12 protein-coding genes are annotated in these 16564 nt (G+C 49.1%); 1 reads left to right on the plus strand and 11 read right to left on the minus strand.

Features of this window, described 5'->3' with window-relative positions:
* The first annotated feature begins 3 nt into the window (after positions 1-3).
* Positions 4-1716 (plus strand): ABC transporter ATP-binding protein, encoded by a 1713-nt coding sequence (locus tag BLV50_RS16790; RefSeq protein ID WP_090808981.1) that lies wholly within the window; start codon positions 4-6, stop codon positions 1714-1716.
* 188 nt (positions 1717-1904) lie between these two features.
* Here BLV50_RS16790 and BLV50_RS16795 read toward each other — a convergent pair whose 3' ends face one another.
* From BLV50_RS16795 to BLV50_RS16845, 11 genes are all read right to left on the minus strand, one after another.
* Positions 1905-2819: a class I SAM-dependent methyltransferase gene (locus tag BLV50_RS16795; protein WP_090808983.1), complete on the minus strand. Its 915-nt coding sequence runs from the start codon at positions 2817-2819 to the stop codon at positions 1905-1907.
* 210 nt (positions 2820-3029) lie between these two features.
* A complete protein-coding gene (locus tag BLV50_RS16800; protein ID WP_063566966.1) occupies positions 3030-4253 on the minus strand; it encodes an MFS transporter in 1224 nt (407 codons plus the stop codon).
* 203 nt (positions 4254-4456) lie between these two features.
* Positions 4457-6520, minus strand: coding sequence for a molybdopterin-containing oxidoreductase family protein (locus tag BLV50_RS16805; RefSeq protein ID WP_090808985.1), 2064 nt, complete (start codon positions 6518-6520; stop codon positions 4457-4459).
* 175 nt (positions 6521-6695) lie between these two features.
* Positions 6696-6965 carry a hypothetical protein gene (locus BLV50_RS16810; RefSeq protein ID WP_143038132.1) on the minus strand — a complete coding sequence of 90 codons (270 nt, stop codon included), beginning with the start codon at positions 6963-6965 and terminating at the stop codon, positions 6696-6698.
* A gap of 7 nt (positions 6966-6972) precedes the next feature.
* Positions 6973-7827: a formate/nitrite transporter family protein gene (locus tag BLV50_RS16815; RefSeq protein WP_090808987.1), complete on the minus strand. Its 855-nt coding sequence runs from the start codon at positions 7825-7827 to the stop codon at positions 6973-6975.
* A gap of 212 nt (positions 7828-8039) precedes the next feature.
* Positions 8040-9401, minus strand: a complete 1362-nt coding sequence (locus BLV50_RS16820; RefSeq protein ID WP_072733668.1) for an FAD-dependent oxidoreductase — start codon at positions 9399-9401, stop codon at positions 8040-8042.
* A 370-nt stretch (positions 9402-9771) separates the two neighbouring features.
* Positions 9772-10254, minus strand: a complete 483-nt coding sequence (locus tag BLV50_RS16825) for a glutathione peroxidase (RefSeq protein ID WP_063566912.1) — start codon at positions 10252-10254, stop codon at positions 9772-9774.
* Positions 10255-10441: 187 nt separating this feature from the next.
* Positions 10442-10714 carry a hypothetical protein gene (locus BLV50_RS16830; RefSeq protein ID WP_090808988.1) on the minus strand — a complete coding sequence of 91 codons (273 nt, stop codon included), beginning with the start codon at positions 10712-10714 and terminating at the stop codon, positions 10442-10444.
* Between the two features lie 90 nt (positions 10715-10804).
* Positions 10805-11692: an ABC transporter ATP-binding protein gene (locus tag BLV50_RS16835; RefSeq protein ID WP_090808990.1), complete on the minus strand. Its 888-nt coding sequence runs from the start codon at positions 11690-11692 to the stop codon at positions 10805-10807.
* Positions 11693-12128: 436 nt separating this feature from the next.
* Complete coding sequence (locus tag BLV50_RS16840; RefSeq protein WP_090808992.1) at positions 12129-15305, minus strand: GAP1-N2 domain-containing protein; 3177 nt, start codon at positions 15303-15305, stop codon at positions 12129-12131.
* Positions 15302-16561, minus strand: coding sequence for a TRAFAC clade GTPase domain-containing protein (locus BLV50_RS16845; RefSeq protein WP_063566908.1), 1260 nt, complete (start codon positions 16559-16561; stop codon positions 15302-15304). The genes BLV50_RS16840 and BLV50_RS16845 overlap by 4 nt, the downstream gene beginning before the upstream one ends.
* Between the last annotated feature and the right edge of the window lie 3 nt (positions 16562-16564).

Here is a 16564-nt window from a genome sequence, read left to right on the forward strand (position 1 = left end):
CATATGCTTCGCCGTTTTATGGCTTATTATCGTCCTTATCGGGGACTCTTTATATTGGACTTCTCCTGTGCGATTCTGGCTGCACTGCTGGAACTTGCGTTTCCCTTGGCTGTAAACAAAGTTGTCGATCAGCTGCTTCCCGCAGGCAACTGGTCCATGATCTTATCAGCCTGTGCCGGATTACTGGGCATCTATCTGCTCAGTTCCTTTTTCCATTATGCAGTCACCTACTGGGGACATAAGCTGGGTATTAACATCGAATCCGATATGCGGCGGGAACTGTTCCAACGTGTGCAGAAACAATCCTTCCGCTTTTTCGATAACAACAAGACGGGGCACCTCGTCTCTCGCATGACCAATGACCTGATGGATATAGGTGAGATTGCGCATCATGGACCCGAGGATCTGTTCATTGCCCTGATGACGTTGGCTGGAGCCTTCGGCATTATGCTGGGTATCAACTGGCAACTGGCTGTCATGACCTTCATCATCGTACCACTGATGATCTTCCTTTCCCTCTATTTCAGCCGCAAAATGTCCAAAGCGTTCAAGCGTATGTTTGCGGATATTGCAGATTATAACGCACGCGTAGAGAACAATGTGAGCGGAATTCGTGTAGTACAGGCTTTTGCCAATGAAAAGCATGAAGTGAAACGTTTTGTCGAAAATAATGAACGCTTCCGTCTTACCAAACTGATCACCTACCGGATTATGGCGTGGAATTCCTCGCTCAGCTTCATTCTGATGAAATTTGTCTCGCTGTTTGTACTGGTGTGCGGTACGTGGTTTGTCATTCAAGGCAGCATGACCTACGGAGAATTTATCGCCTTTGTCATGTTATCCAATGTGTTTCTTGGACCGATTCAACAGATTAATTCCGTCATCGAAACGTATCCCAAAGGCATCGCTGGATTCAGACGTTACCTGGAGCTGCTGGAAGCCGAGCCCGATGTGGATGATACACCACAAGCCAAATCCATCCCACATGTGAAAGGCGACATCGCCTTCCATGACGTTTCATTTGCTTATGGGGAACACAAACCAACCTTGGATCAGGTGAATCTGGAGATTAAGGCAGGACAAACGGTAGCGCTGGTTGGACCTTCGGGTGCAGGCAAATCTACGCTGTGCAGTCTTATTCCACGCTTTTACGATGTGGATGCGGGGCACATCTCTATTGATGGGATTCCGGTAAGAGATATGACACTGGAGTCGCTGCGCTCCCATATCGGAATTGTGCAGCAGGATATTTTCCTGTTTGATGGGTCGATCCGTGAAAATATTGCCTACGGCAAACTGGATGCACCTGATGAAGAAATCTGGCAAGCCATTCGCCGGGCCCAACTGGAAGAGCTGGTACAATCTCAACCGGAAGGACTCGATACTCTAATTGGTGAGCGGGGCGTCAAATTGTCTGGAGGACAGAAGCAACGTCTATCCATTGCTCGCATGATTTTGAAAAATCCGCCGATCCTCATTCTGGATGAAGCGACCTCCGCACTGGATACCGAGACGGAAGCCGCCATTCAGTTGGCTTTATCCGAGCTGGCACAAGGACGTACAACGCTAATCATCGCCCATCGACTGGCAACGATTAGACACGCGGATCGCATTGTGGTTGTGGAGAACGGTGGCGTAGCCGAACAAGGCAGCCATGATGAACTTCTGGCGCGTCAGGGCTCGTATAGCCGATTACATCAAGCCCAGTTTGGGTAGGTGCGGAAGTAACGTCTCTTGGTTTCGTTAAACCACAGACCTGTGGAAATTGGCGCCAATAACACGCGCTCAGTTCGTTAAACAGTACTAACGCTAAAAAGGGATGTCCCCGTCATGTTCAATGACTTATGGGACATCCCTTTCTTATTCAGATCCTAATCTGTGATAATCACAGCAGGAATAGGATTTTATTTTTTGACCGCATGGATGAAATGGTTTGTTTCGAAGGCAGATAAGTCATCTGTACGATTGCTGAAATATCGATCCTGTATGTCTTCTGGCGATAGATGCTCATATATAAGAAGTCCCACATCCGCCAATAACCGCTCCATCTCCTCGTAAGTGAAGTAGGATTGCATCGGCTCGCCCCCCACTGCAGCCATCTTAACCATATTTTCAACCCGGTTAAACCTTCCTTTTTCCTCAAAGAGATGCTCATCTGCATAATCCAACACAATGGAGCTCCCTGTTGGAAGATCCGAAAATATATGCCGCAGCAAGTTAGACAGATCTTCTTTGGTCAAATAATACGAAACGCCTAACAGAGTAACCAATGTCTTTTGCTTCTTCAAGCCTTCATCAGTCAAACGTTCATACGAAGGTTCATGAGTAAAATCCATTGGCACCATATGAAGATTGTCCGGCATGATCAACTTGGCCTGGTTCAGACGCTCCCGCTTGAATTGCTGTGTAGCTGGATAATCCACTTCAAATAGTTCTAGAGTGTCCTCCAGTTCCGGATGCCTCATAGCAAATGTATCCATCCCCGCGCCAAGAATGACAACCTGCTTCAATCCCAACACAACTTCATGAAGCAGTACATGCTCACAATAGGCGGCCCGAGCCAGTGTTATTGGTGATAACTGCACCTGGGTAATCCATTTTAAAATCGTATCCGGCTCGTCCTTGATCAGATGAGCCATGTCCGGGTTAAAAAAATGAATACCTTGAATCATATTCTCGCGAATACCCGCAAACTCTTGAGGAGTAATAAGCTCTTTAGCTATATAATCATCGAAAATAAGAGGTGTATCGTACTGGCAGTGGTAGGCTCGGCCAAATGCCGAAATCAAGGATGTGATGCTGGACTCATTATGCTTCATATTTCATCCTCCCGTACAAACAAAAATAAGATTCCCCCTGGCCAGGAGAACCTTAGTATATACGGAATGTTTTTATATGTAAATTATAGCATAAAAAGATTTTTTTGTCAATATCAATATACGGGATGATCCGACAGATTAAAGTGACTTTCTTTGCCCCTCCACTCCAATCTGTCCTCTTCCTCCCTCATAGCATTCAATCAGAAAAAGCTAAGCGTCCAATCCGTACTCCTTCACTTCACGGTTGCGGTTCAGCACCGCATGCAGTACAAAACCAAGCACCGCAATAACCGCCGTGCCAGTCGCCAGCCACGCTACAGGAATCAGTCCCTGTTTGTCGTACATGACCCCCATTGCATACGGCCCGATAACCCGTCCAACCGCACCGATACCACCGGAGATCCCGATGTAGAAAGGTGCCGCTCTTCCGGCATGCTCTGAGATGAATGCCGGCGTAGCAGGTGAGATCAGCATTTCCCCAAAGGTAGCCAGTACCATTGCAAGCACCATACCCGGATAGCTATACATGGTAATCATGACGATGTAGGCCATGCCATAGAACACCGCACTTGCAGTCATCTGAGCAGTCGATGTACGGGCCATCGTACGCTTGACCCAATTGGTGAAGGGTTGTCCCACAAAGATCAGCACCCCGTTCAGGGTCCAGAGCAGACCGTACATTCTTTTCTCCATACCCTCGGAAATAATATACGGAGACACACCCGTATTCCAGATAGAATTACCGAATAGCAGGAACAGCACGCCCAGGCTCATGAACAGATATAACCTGGTGTTGCCCAGTAGCGCCCAGACGCCCGGCCCATCGGGAACCGTTTTGCGTTTGGTCAGATGTACTTCGCCCTGATCCGGTTCTGCCCGCGACAGATAATACCAGAAGAAAATCGCAAACCCGGCGGAGGTCACCCCGTTCAGTACAAAGCTGAGGTGATAGGAAAAGTCAGCCAGAAAACCACTGAGCGCTGTACCAATTGCCACACCGATATTGTTGGCGACATAGATCACATTGAACAATTCCCCACGTCGCTCCGCAAACCGGAAGCCAATAAAGGCTTGAATCGCTGGCAGCGACAATGAACTGAACAGGCCGATCCAGCCCATGGCACATATAAACACAACCCAATACGCACTAATCCACGGCAGAGCAAACAGCCCTACCGCATTTAACGCCAGCGATCCGATGATCAGCTTCTTGACGCCCACCCGGTGGTACAATGCACCACCGAGCAGTTGCCCGAAGATGCCGCCCAGCGACTGGATCAGAATAACAAACCCCGCGTTCGCCATCGTGCGTCCAAGCTCGTCAAATACATACATCGTGGTCAGCGGCCACATCAAGGCACTACCTGTCGCATTGACCAAACTTGCCAGCAAAAATATTTTCACTTCTTTTGGATACGTATCCAGCCATCTCATCATCTTGTTTATTCTCCTTAGTACCTTCAAAAAGCATATTGCCATAAAAAATAGACCCTTGCCCTGACGGCATAATTAGCCAGAGCGAAGGCCACTTGAATTTAGAATTTAGAAATTTGATTTCCGAATCTTGCTCTTTATCATTCTGCTTACGAACTATCCATTGTTCATCTTACCTGAAAAGATCCGATCTGCAAGCACATTCATTGACGCTTCACTTCGACAGTGGCCGAGAAGAATGTTGCCCCATTCCCCATGTCGGACAGACGATTAGACGTGAGCGAGTTCGCCCGCTGTTTTTTGCCATTACCATCCCACCATAAGCCTTGACTAATCACCGTTCCTGGCAGCATGGATTCACTCACTTTGGCGGTTAGCTCGATTCGGCCACGGTCGTTCCATACGACCACCGCATCCCCGTCTTCCACCTGTCTGCGGGCGGCGTCCTCCGGGTGCATTTGCAATAATGGCATCTTCTCCAAACGTTGATGTTTGGCCGAATTGGCAAAGGTGGAATTCAGGAAATTATGGTTTGGCGGCGACAGAAACATCAGCGGATAAACATCCGCAGGTCCAGCCGGGTTTTCCCCGTCATACCCCTCCACGAGTGCACTATACGTAGGCAACGGAGGCAGTCCCTTCTGTGCCATCGTTTCCGAATACAGCTCGATTTTCCCCGAAGGCGTGGGCAACTGATCCAAATAGGAGTCATGTGCAGACATATCCAGCTTGACGAAATGATGCTGCTTCAGCCCTTCCAAGGTTACTCCGTTCATGTAGGGATTGCCCGTACCCTGAAGTGCTTCCTCGATCATCTGTTCCGGTGTCTCACCGAAAATCTCCGGGTCATACCCCATCGCCTGTCCAAGCAAAGAGAACAATTCAACATTACTCTTGCTCTCACCCAAAGGCGTAATGACTGGCTCTTGCAAATGAACATACTGATGCCAGTAGGACGTATACAGATCCGTCGTTTCAAATGAAGATGTCGCAGGCAGCACAATATCCGCGTATTTTGCCGTATCCGTCATGAACAGGTCATGGACTACCGTGAACAGATCCTCCCGTGCAAAACCTCGCTCCACCCGCTCGGTATCTGGTGCCACCACCAGTGGATTGCTGCAGTAGACCATCAACGCCCGGATCGGCTGCTCCGCCTCCAGCAGTGCTTCGCCAATCCGGTTCATGTTCACCACGCGCGGCTCCGGGTTCTGTCGCAGCTCCGGACGCTCCAGCGCATCGCTATTCGTGCTCGCGTAGCTGTTGGTACGAATGGCACCACCGCCGCGCTTTAGCCACTGGCCTGTAATGGCAGGCAGACAGGCTACGCTGCGTACGTTCATGCCACCGTTGTCGTGATGCTGTAGGCCATTGCCGATATGAATATGAGCTGCCTGTGCATTGCCATACAGCTCAGCCAGCTTCACGATGTCCGCTTCCGGCACACCTGTAATACGCGAAACGCGCCCCGGGGTGTAGCTGCGGACATGATCACGCAGTGCCTCATGGCCGACGGTATATTTTTGCATAAAAGCCTCATCCGTCAGGCCCTGCTCGAACAGTACATGCATTAATCCGAGTGCCAATGCACTGTCTGTACCGGGGTAGAGTGGAATGAACCAGTCTCCCCATTGGGCGGTCCGATTGCGATGGACATCAATAACGACGATTTGGGCGCCCTTTTTGCGGGCTTTCTCGGCCAGAACAACCTGATGCATATTGGTGCTGACGATGTTGCCTCCCCACACCAGAATGACATCCGCATGCTCTGTATCCTCGGGCAAGGTTCCCCGGTTCGCACCCATCGTATATTTCCACCCGGTATTTCCCGCTGCATTACAGATGGTCTGTTCCAGCTTGCTCGCACCTAATGCATTGAAAAATCGACGATCCATGCCGTCCACACCAAGAATGCCCATGTTTCCATAGAAACTGTAGGGCAGGATGCTCTCCGGTCCGTAGGTATCTGCCAGCGAACTAAATTTCGCCGTAATCTCGCCGATGGCTTCGTCCCAACTGATTCGCTCGAACTGGCCTTCGCCCTTGGCTCCGATGCGTCGCATCGGATATTGCAGCCGCTCGGGGTGATACACCCGCTCCGTCATATTTCGGACTTTGTTACAGATGGCGCCTTTTGTAATCGGATGGTCCGGATTGCCCGCTACCTTCACGATCTTACCGTTCTCCTTATGAAGCAGCAGGCCGCAAGTATCCGGACAATCGAGCGGGCAAACCGCCGGGAATACGCCATTCTCCTGATCGATCATATACAAGTCCCTCCCCCTTCAAAGCTATCCTCATATCATATCTTCTTCCTGGTAATCGCGAAAAGAAAACAGTCTTTTTTTACCGCCACAACCGATCCAAATTTTTTTCAAAAAATCTTTTTTCCCTTTGATTCAATCTCGAAATTCAGGGGTAAATTAAAAATAAGGCATTAGGCTAGTGTTTCCCCACTTCCTCCTCATGCCATATCATGGACCACTCCCGAAATTCGCCATGAACAGGTTTCGTTCCCCCGAACCTTGTCATGGCGAATTTATTTTGCGTGGATATTTTTTTGCAAAAAAAAACGATTCTTTTCCCGCCCATCACAGCAGACAGCCATGACTTGAACGAGATCAGAATCGCCTCCTGTTTACTTTGCATTCGTCTTTCCACTCGTTCTCGCACTCGCACCACGGTTACACCGCTAACTCGGTTACTGTCCAAAATGCCGCTACGCCTGCTTGCTCCACATCGGTCTGGCTTCCGACTCCACAGGCTGGGCCGCCGCCATGGCCATCTCAGGCTTCACTTCCGGCTCATGCTTGCGCAGGTACACCATCCAGTAAGCAGCTGCAACAAACAGCGCCCCTCCCGTCAGGTTGCCAAGCCATACCGGAATGAAATTCATGACGTATTGTCCCCACGAATAATGCCCTTCAAAGATCGCAGCAGGAATCAGGAACATGTTGGCGACAACGTGCTGGAATCCAATAGCTACAAAGGCCATCGTTGGGAACCATATGCCCAATACTTTTCCACTCATCGTATCCGATGCATAAGACAACCAAACCGCGAGAGCTACCAGCCAGTTACACCCGATCCCGGATATAAAAGCCTGAAGGAAGCTGTCGTCCAGCTTGTGTCCAGCCATATCCACCACTTTGGTCAAATAAGCTCCCTCTGCCGTCAGACCAAGCACATGCCCAAACGCATAGGCCACAAAGATCGCCCCAAGGAAATTACCTATCGTTACTAAGGTGAGATTCTTCAACATGTTGCCTGCGGACAGTTTACGTGCAATCGTCGCGAGTGGAACAGCCATCATATTGCCTGTCAGCAGTTCCCCGCCGCCAATCAGCACCAATATTAAACCTACCGGGAACACTGCTGCGCCAATCAGATTTACCAAGCTGCCCCACTCGGCCGGAGCAGAGGCAATGACCCGAATATCCAGCAGAAATCCGAGCGCAATAAAAGCGCCTGCCAGAAAACTGAGTATCAATACGGAGGACACCGGATTTTGGACTTTCTTCATCCCCGTATGCGCCGTATATTGTGCAACCTCAAGAGGTGTTTTTGCTGCCATAACGATCCTCTCCTTCACAGTTCATGAACATCATAATTCAACCTGTTTTGTTGATATGTTCATTGTATCGCGAAGATTTCAAGAGGTTTGTTACTTTTATCACAAAGTCTGAAAACTACATTTTAATATTTCCGTTGTGTCTTGCTTGATATCCAGAAAAAACAAAAAAGAACTACCGCAGAATGACTGCGGCAGTTCTCAGATATTTATGGTTATACCATCGCTGGTGTTTTTACTTCTACTGGTGGCAACGCCTGAAGACCCGCCGAGTTCAGGAAGTTCCATGGTTTGTTGTAATGTGGCTGGAAGAAGAAGTCGATGAAGGCCAGCTCATCTACCGTCATGTTGTTCTGGATGCAGACAGAGATCGTATTGATCGACTGTGTCAGATCAGCTTGTGACATGACCTGCGCACCAACAATGCGGCGTGTAGCCTGTTCATAGATTACTTTGAGCAGCAGCTTCTCTGCCGTTGGCATGAACTCTGGACGGTAAGCATCTTCAAGCGTTACAGCTTCAACGACCAGACCCTCATCCGCAGCAGATGCTTCCGTCAAGCCTGTACCTGCAATATTTTGCTCATAAATTTTAATACCTGATGTGCCTTGTGTACCCATATAACGTGTCGTAGGACGAACAAGATTCCTTGCTACGAGTGTACCCATCCGCACTGCGTTGGTTGCCAGTGGAATGTACGCTGCCTTGCCAGTTGGGTTGTAATGAATTGCACAGCTGTCTCCAGCAGCGAAGACGTCTTTTTGGCTGGTTTGCATATATTTATCCACGATGATTGCACCGTTCGGCAGCATATCCACTTGGCCTTTGAGCAGCTCGGTATTTGGACGGAAACCAATGCACAGAATAACGAGGTCTGTATCGAACTCTCCTTTGGATGTAATGACCTTGTTCACTTTGCCATTCTCTCCGGTAAACTTCTGAACAGTTTGGCCCAGCGCCAGCTTGATGCCGTGTCCAGTCAACGTTTCTTCAATAGCATCCGTGAACTCGGGGTCGAGATATTTGTTCAAGATCCGGTCCACACTATCGATCAGTGTAACTTCCTTGCCGTTCATTTGGAAAGCCTCCACCAGCTCAATGCCGATATATCCGGCTCCTACCACAGTAATACGTTTGGCATGCTTGGCTTTCTCAATAATCGTGTTGGAATGGTTGTAGTTTTTGCAAAGTAAAATGTTGTCCATCTCGATGCCTTCCAGCTTCGGTACGACAGGCCATGAACCCGTGGTCACGATCAGCTTGTCGAAGGTATCTTCGAATTCTTCCCCTGTTTTCAAGTTTTTAGCCTGAAGTTTGTGACCCGCAGCATCTACTGACGTCACTTCATGAAGCATTTTGGTAACGACACCGAGCTCGGCCAGTTGGTTTGGCGAAGAATAGAACAATCCGTCTGGATCTTTCACCACGCCACCTACATAAAGCGCAATGCCACATGATAAGAAGGAGATGTTGTCATTGCGCTCATACACTGTAATGGTAGCATCCGGGTACAATTTGGCGGTGTTAACGATGGCTGCGGTTCCTGCATGTGTACATCCGATAACTGCGATTTTCATGATAAGGTTCCCCCTTGGAGTATATAAATAAAAAATTGAATTTAACGTCATTGTGGTTGTGAAATATTTCACTTATAAATGAATACTGCTTATGTGATTTATTTCACTTTGTACACTTATTATAATGTGATATTTTTCACATTGCAAGGGGTTAATCAAAATAAATTTTTCGGATGTGGTTTATTTACGATCAAGCGAGTCATCGACTCAATCTCCATTGACTTCAGTTTTCCCTGCTTATGGCTGGTTTATGCTCAAAATAAGCGTAATAACTACTGAGGAGACACTTATATGAAGAGGATATTTGCACTAAAAAATTGTATCAAAAAAAGCCTATCCTCCAATCTGGAGGCAGGCTTCTTCGTTTATTTTATACGCCAAGCAGCTTTTCAATCTCTGCAGTCATGGCTTCAGGGGATTCTTTTGGTTCAACACGCCCTACAACTTCACCCTCACGATTCACGAGGAATTTGGTGAAATTCCATTGGATGTTATTGTCTTCGCCAACACCAGGTTGCTGCTCACGCAGATACTTGAACAATGGATGCGCATCTTCACCATTTACATCGACCTTGGCAAACACCGGGAAATTAACGCCATAGTTGATTTGGCAGAATGATTCTGCTTCCTCACTGGTACCCGGCTCCTGGCCTCCGAACTGGTTACAAGGGAATCCCAATACAACCAAGCCTTGATCACGATAGCGATCATAGAGCTTCTGCAATTCACCGTATTGTGGAGTCAGCCCACACTTGCTGGCTGTATTGGCAATCACCAACACTTTGCCTTGATACAAATCGAGTGAAACTTCCTGATTTGCGGTCGTTACCGCCTGATACGAATATACGGACATGACTGATTCCTCCCATGAGTAAGATGTAGGTTGGGCTGCTGTATGTACTGTACCGAATAACCATGCGGCACACAGCCTGTCTCTATATTATAGACCTGAGGCGATCAATTACCAAATCTGTGATTAAACTCTGACCGAGTTCATTGGTAGAATCAAATTTTGTCCATCGACATGGACATATACCTTTTTAGCCTGACTTCGCAACCAAAATAGCATCATACCGCTCTTGCCGCTCTGCCTTCGTCACCCCAATCATCAGGCCACGAACCGATTGCATGAAATAAACAGCCGCTGAGCGAAGAGAGTCGGCCCGAAGATGCTCATTATAAGCTTCCAGCATAAGCTTGGCCTGCTTCGGATGTTTCAATGCCGTCAAAGGCATGCCAAAGACCGATTCATCGATCATCCCGGTTGTTATTCGTCCATATTGCTGTAACCAGGTGTAGTTGATTTCTCCCATTCCTGTAGACCTCCTAGAATGCGAATGAGCCGCGTGCGTAATGCACAGCGGCTTCATTCTATAGTTTAGGACCACATATGGCCCGTTTCATTAACTTCCTGTCGCGTGACGAACGCGTTGCTCTGTCCGTCCTCCAGCATGAACCATTGCACTGTTCATGAGCACTTGTTCTGGAGGTGCTGATTGCTGACGTTCACCCGCAAGGGCGTAAGGCAAGCAGAGCGGTACACCGGAACGAGGATCAATCACGATATCAGCTTCAATGTTAAATACTTCGCGAAGCACATCGGAGTTCATAACCTCTACAGGTGAACCTGTAGCGATGGCTTTACCTTTTTTAATACCAATCATGTGATGCGCATAACGGGAAGCATGGTTCAAGTCATGCACAACCATAACGATTGTACGGTTTGCTGTGGCATTCAGTTGCTCCAGCAAATGCAGTACTTCAAGTTGGTGAGCCATATCCAGGAACGTTGTTGGCTCGTCCAGGAACAGAATGTCTGTCTCTTGTGCAAGAGCCATGGCAATCCAGGCACGTTGACGCTGTCCACCGGACAGTTGATCGATTGGACGATCATGGAACTCCGTCATGCCTGTCACTTCGATAGCCCATTCAATCATGCGTTTGTCTTCAGCACGCATCGAACCAAAACCTTTTTGATATGGGAACCGTCCGTAGGACACAAGTTCGGTTACTGTAAGTCCTTCAGGAGCTGTTGGATTTTGTGGCAAAATCGCAAGCTGCTTGGCTACTTCACGCGTGGACTGCTTATGGATGGACTTCCCGTCGAGCAATACACTACCTGCTTTTGGATTCATGATCCGTGCCATTGTTTTCAGGATGGTAGACTTTCCTGAACCATTGGCTCCAACAAGTGCTGTAATTTTTCCTTGGGGAATTTGAATATTCAGATCTTCAACAATCAGTCTTTCCTCATAAGCGATATCCAACTTGGACGTCTCCAGACGAAACATGCGATCATCCCTCTCTCATTTATCCCGGTTATGTATTCCGGCTATGACAACGAAAACGAAATTGTAGTTCAGCGTATTTCCGGCGCAACAAGATCTTATACTCTAAAGATACTGATAATCATTATCATTTGTCAACAGTAAATACCAAACTCCTTGATAGTTGAAAGCTATTTTTGAAGTGTTTTACTAGAAATCGTTCAAATTTTTCGCACTTTATGTGAGAGCTTTTCTCATCGTGTACGTGCATTTCATCGCTTTGCGTATGTTCATCCTTGCCCAACATCTTAATAATGTGTCCGAATTGTGAAAATTAGACCTATATTGATTCATTTTGTATATGTCATTCCCCATCAATTGAGCAAAAACAAAAATACAGCCCCTACGAAATTCTTCGAGGTGGCTGTATTCCATTAATAATATATTCAATTAATGCCGCTTAGAGCTTCGGTTCCGGGACTAGGTTGATCACGAGCGTTCCACTCTGGATACTCACGATGTCCTTTAGATTAAAATCGGCCGGAAGCTCCACTTGGTGCCCATAGGGATACAGACGATCTGCTTCAGCAACAGTCAGATTTTCCACTGAAGATGAATCTGCTCCCGTAGACTGAGATGGATCTGAAGCCGTGCCGTCTGCATCTCCCTGTCCTGTGCCTTCATCCGTAGTGTCAGAGGCTGTGCCAGTACCGGCATCCGTCGATGTGCTGCCTGCTGCGGGATTTGAAGTGGTATCCCCCGTTGAGGCTGAATCTGCCCCTTGCTCGGCTTCTCCGCTCGGCTGAGTATCGTCCGCCTTATCGGTAGAAGAACCTGCAGAGCTTCCTTCAGACGTACCCTCTGAGCTGTCACCAGCTGTACCTTCGCCATCCGGCTCCTCATTTCGGTTGAAACTCTCCCATTCACCCTCAGCATTGAGCTTCTGTGTAGTACCATCTTTCAAGTTCCATTGGAGAGTGTCCGTTTGCAAAGCGTTGCTGTCCGTTTCGTCTCTGTAACGGATCACCAACTGGGCAGGCGTCTTTGAACCGTCGTCCGCTTTGGATGCAGGAACGAGGTAGGCGATCTGTTCAGCGAGCTCCACCTCCGGTTCAGCGGGAACAACGGGCTCCTGTGTCGGTGGAGGTGATGCCTCAGATGTCTCCGCCTTATCGCTCATCAAAGCGTACGTGCCTCCAGCAATACCAATAATCAGAATGACAATAACCGATCCTAGAAAAAGGTTCTTCCTTTTACCTGTCAGCATGCGTACCAGCGGGGAAGACAACTCTGTTTTGGCGCGGTCGTAGGCCGGCTTCATCGTCTTGCTTGCTCTGGCATAATAGGGTTTGAAAGCTGACTTTGACTTAAAAGCTTCGCGATCATGGGCCTTGAAATAGGCCACGATTGCATCCGAGTATCCCTTATGTGCGTTAGAGCCGCGAATAAACAAGCGTTGAGTCCCCGACCACTCCATAAATTGATACAACACTTCTGTACGTCCTGAACTACTATAGATAAATTCAATCAGGCCTGGATAATCGAGTCTGTTGCTGCCGCTGCCACCGCGATAGAAAGCCAGCGGCAGTGCTTCAAATGCAGCCGTATCTGGGCGATCACGAAGCTCTCCGGCAAGCCAGCGACGCGTCCAGCGCTGGAGCTCATTACGTTCGGCCAAAGAGAGAGATTCCAGCTCCTCTTCGTCACTCCCCTCACCGCTAAGCCATGCTCTCGCTGCCAGCATCATGTTTGTACGCGCAGATACATCTGAGCCCTGGCGAGCAGCCCAGTCCCGAACCTCGTTTCCGTGCAACAAAATATCAATGCTTAACAGCTGTTCACGGTTAACCCGCTCCAGATCGAGATCCTGTATCATAAACAAGTTAATGACGTAAGCCAGCTTATCTGCGAGCCGGGTTAAATCCTCCTGATACGCTGGTGGTTGGACAGCGGACCCAGGTCCACCTTTCCGATTAGCACGAACTGAAGCTCCAGACTGGCCAATTCGGGCGGTAATACCCGTGTCTAGGGAGCCTGCAACTGGTACACGATCCAAGATACTAACCCGCTTAAGTGCCTCATTGGCAGACTGAACAGGGTTGGGCGCAGAACACAAACGTTCACGCAGCTCGGTTGCTGTCCGTTCCAGCAAGAAACTATTGTGGATGGCAGACGGGTGAGATGTAATCCATCTCTGGATCACTTCCACAACATCGGCGGCTGATTCCGTGCGTTTCAGCTGATTATCCAGATAGGGCTCGAACAGCAGCTTGGTCAGTGATTCGTTCGCCAGCACTTTGTCGAAGAAAGCACGGCTTAACAGGCTGTCCCGATCCAGCAAGCCATACAGCTCCTGCACGGCACGCATACGTTTCTGCGAACGGGCGTTATTAACACCATAGATGAAATAATCCACGATTCGGGACTGTACGACTGGCGCAGCGACCCGGAAATACTCCCCGATGCGTGCTGCAACCGATTCTTCAGGTACATTCTCCCGTTTGACGCTGTCCAGCTCACGACTGAGCAACGTCAGGAACAACTCGTTCAAACGAGAGCGTTGCTGTGCTCCGCCTTCCGGTTTCAAGTAGGTGAGCAACCCACTCAGGACATCGCTTTTGTTATCCAGATACAACTCTTCCATCCCCTGCTCCAGACGATAGAACATAGAAAGTTCCCCGTATGCTTCAATGGAGAGCTCCCGTCCAGGTTCCATTCCGGACAGCATCTCATCCGCAAAAGCATAAAATGAATCGGCAGCCGCAGGTTCGTGCAGTAGGGTCCAGGCGAATTCCGCATAAGGAAGCTTCGCCACAGATGCATCTGCATGGGTAACTCTGCCCGATACCAGATCAAAGGTAAAATCCTTCTCCGTATTCCGATCCTTTGGACGCAGCGTGCCCCGCTCCACGAACTGAATATGGATGCCTTTCTTTGCCTGCGGCTCCTTCGCAAACGTCATAAAGCCGAGCTGCCGCCGGAACGCGTAAGGCAGCGCCGTATATAACAAACGCAGCAGTCCCTTGGCTCCGGCTGTAACTTCCTCAGCGGGCACATCTAGCGCAATGTATACCTTCCGACGTGTAGCTACAGCTTGCATGACGGCGTAGAGCAGGCGTTTGAATACCACCTCGTCCATTTTCAGAGCGGCAAAGATCTGACTTGGAGAGCTTTGTCCAACACCAGCTGCTCGTGGCAATTCAGTAAGCGCAGGCAGCACTGTGCCTTGTTCGATGTCATAGGACGTGGCGAACACAGCATCCAGCCAGCCGCCTTGTTTCATCTGCTCTTCCGAGCGTTCGGGAGACAAAACATAGTTATGGGCGAAAAAAGCGCTGCGCAGCCCGGTGAAATCAGCAGACTGGTACACATTTTGCCCAAGTATCGTCTCCCCGCTCTCCAGATGCAGCAGATGAATGGACGGGGGAAACTTCGTCTCATCCTTCTCACTCCGGCCCGCCAGCTCCGCTGGAGCGTCATAGACGCAGTAGGGATGAAGCACTTTTTTGATAAAAGAAGGGTCAAGTCCCGGCGATGCGGCAACCGTATCGAACCCCTCCGTTGTGCGAAACACCCCGCGCCGCTCTCGAGTGTACAGCTGTTGTTCAATTGGCGGGGTCATGGAAGAACGCATCATCCCACTCTCCCCTCAATGTACTTCAGCTTGTACAGCAGCCAGAGGAATGGCTCATCGACACGGATTGGACTGACCACACCTTGCAGCTTCATATCCACCGGATTGCTTCCCAGCGCAGACACCGCAAAGTAAGCCGTATCCTTAAAGTACACATCCATCGTGCCTTTGAACGGACGGTCCACCTTCTCGATAAAACGCCGGATCTCCCCGTCGATATTCTCGAATTCGGTCAGGTCAAACCAGTCGCGGTGCACCATGTTGCGGAATACATTACTGTTGGATTTGATATAATCGCCCTCATCATCCTTGAGGGAATGCAGCATGTCGCTTTTGGTGAGTACAACAGCTGTCGGAATATTCGTCTTGGCTTTGTCTTGGTACGCGATAAAGTCACCGAACATCGTTAACACCACATCACGTGGCTCATCGTATCTTGGCGTCCACTCGCCTGGCTCGTTGCCGAGGTTGATGCGGATTTTGTCCCGGATGGAACGAATCTGAAGCGGGTCCACCATGAACAGAATGCCTGCCGAGTTCTTGATATGCTGCCCGTGAAGTCCCAGATAGTCCTGCTCCACCATACCTTCACCAGCGACGTCAAAGAACACCAGTGTCAGCGGAGCTTTATCTTCATCCTTGAACACAAATTGGAAAATAAACGGCTCCTGCAGCTTCTCCTTCTGCGTTGAATCCAACAGATCGCCCCGCTCGAATAGCGGTTCTTCATAATCTGCACGGAACCGGCGGCTAATCTCCGCGTTCAGCGGCATGCAGGCCGCATCAAAATGATCGGCTGTGTAATGCTGCAATGTATGAATCAATGAAGTCATGTAGACGGATTTACCCACCTGGGATGCCCCAATAATGGAAATGATATTGCTTGGTGCTTTGCCTGCCGTGACAGGCAGCTCGTTATGGCACTGTGGACACAGCCGGCGCCGTGTAACCACACCGTAACGATCGTTCAGTCCCATCACAATGTTATCCGAATAGATGCGATGTTCCTCAGGTACATCATGCGGAGCCAGCACGGCCTCCATATCAAACACCGTATCCAGTCCAAACCGTTCGCGATATCGATTCAGCTTCGCATCTTCCCCAAGTGCGTAGTCCTCATCGTCGTCGCGATGATGTGCAGCACGGAACACAACCTCCTCCGGTGAAAACTTGCTGAAACAATACGGACATACGATATCGTAAAACAACGGCCGCTCTTCCGGCTGCTGTCTCTTCAAAAACCGACTAAAAAAGCTCATAGC

This window comes from Paenibacillus sp. 276b (assembly GCF_900107875.1).
GTDB classification, from domain to species: domain Bacteria; phylum Bacillota; class Bacilli; order Paenibacillales; family Paenibacillaceae; genus Paenibacillus; species Paenibacillus marchantiae.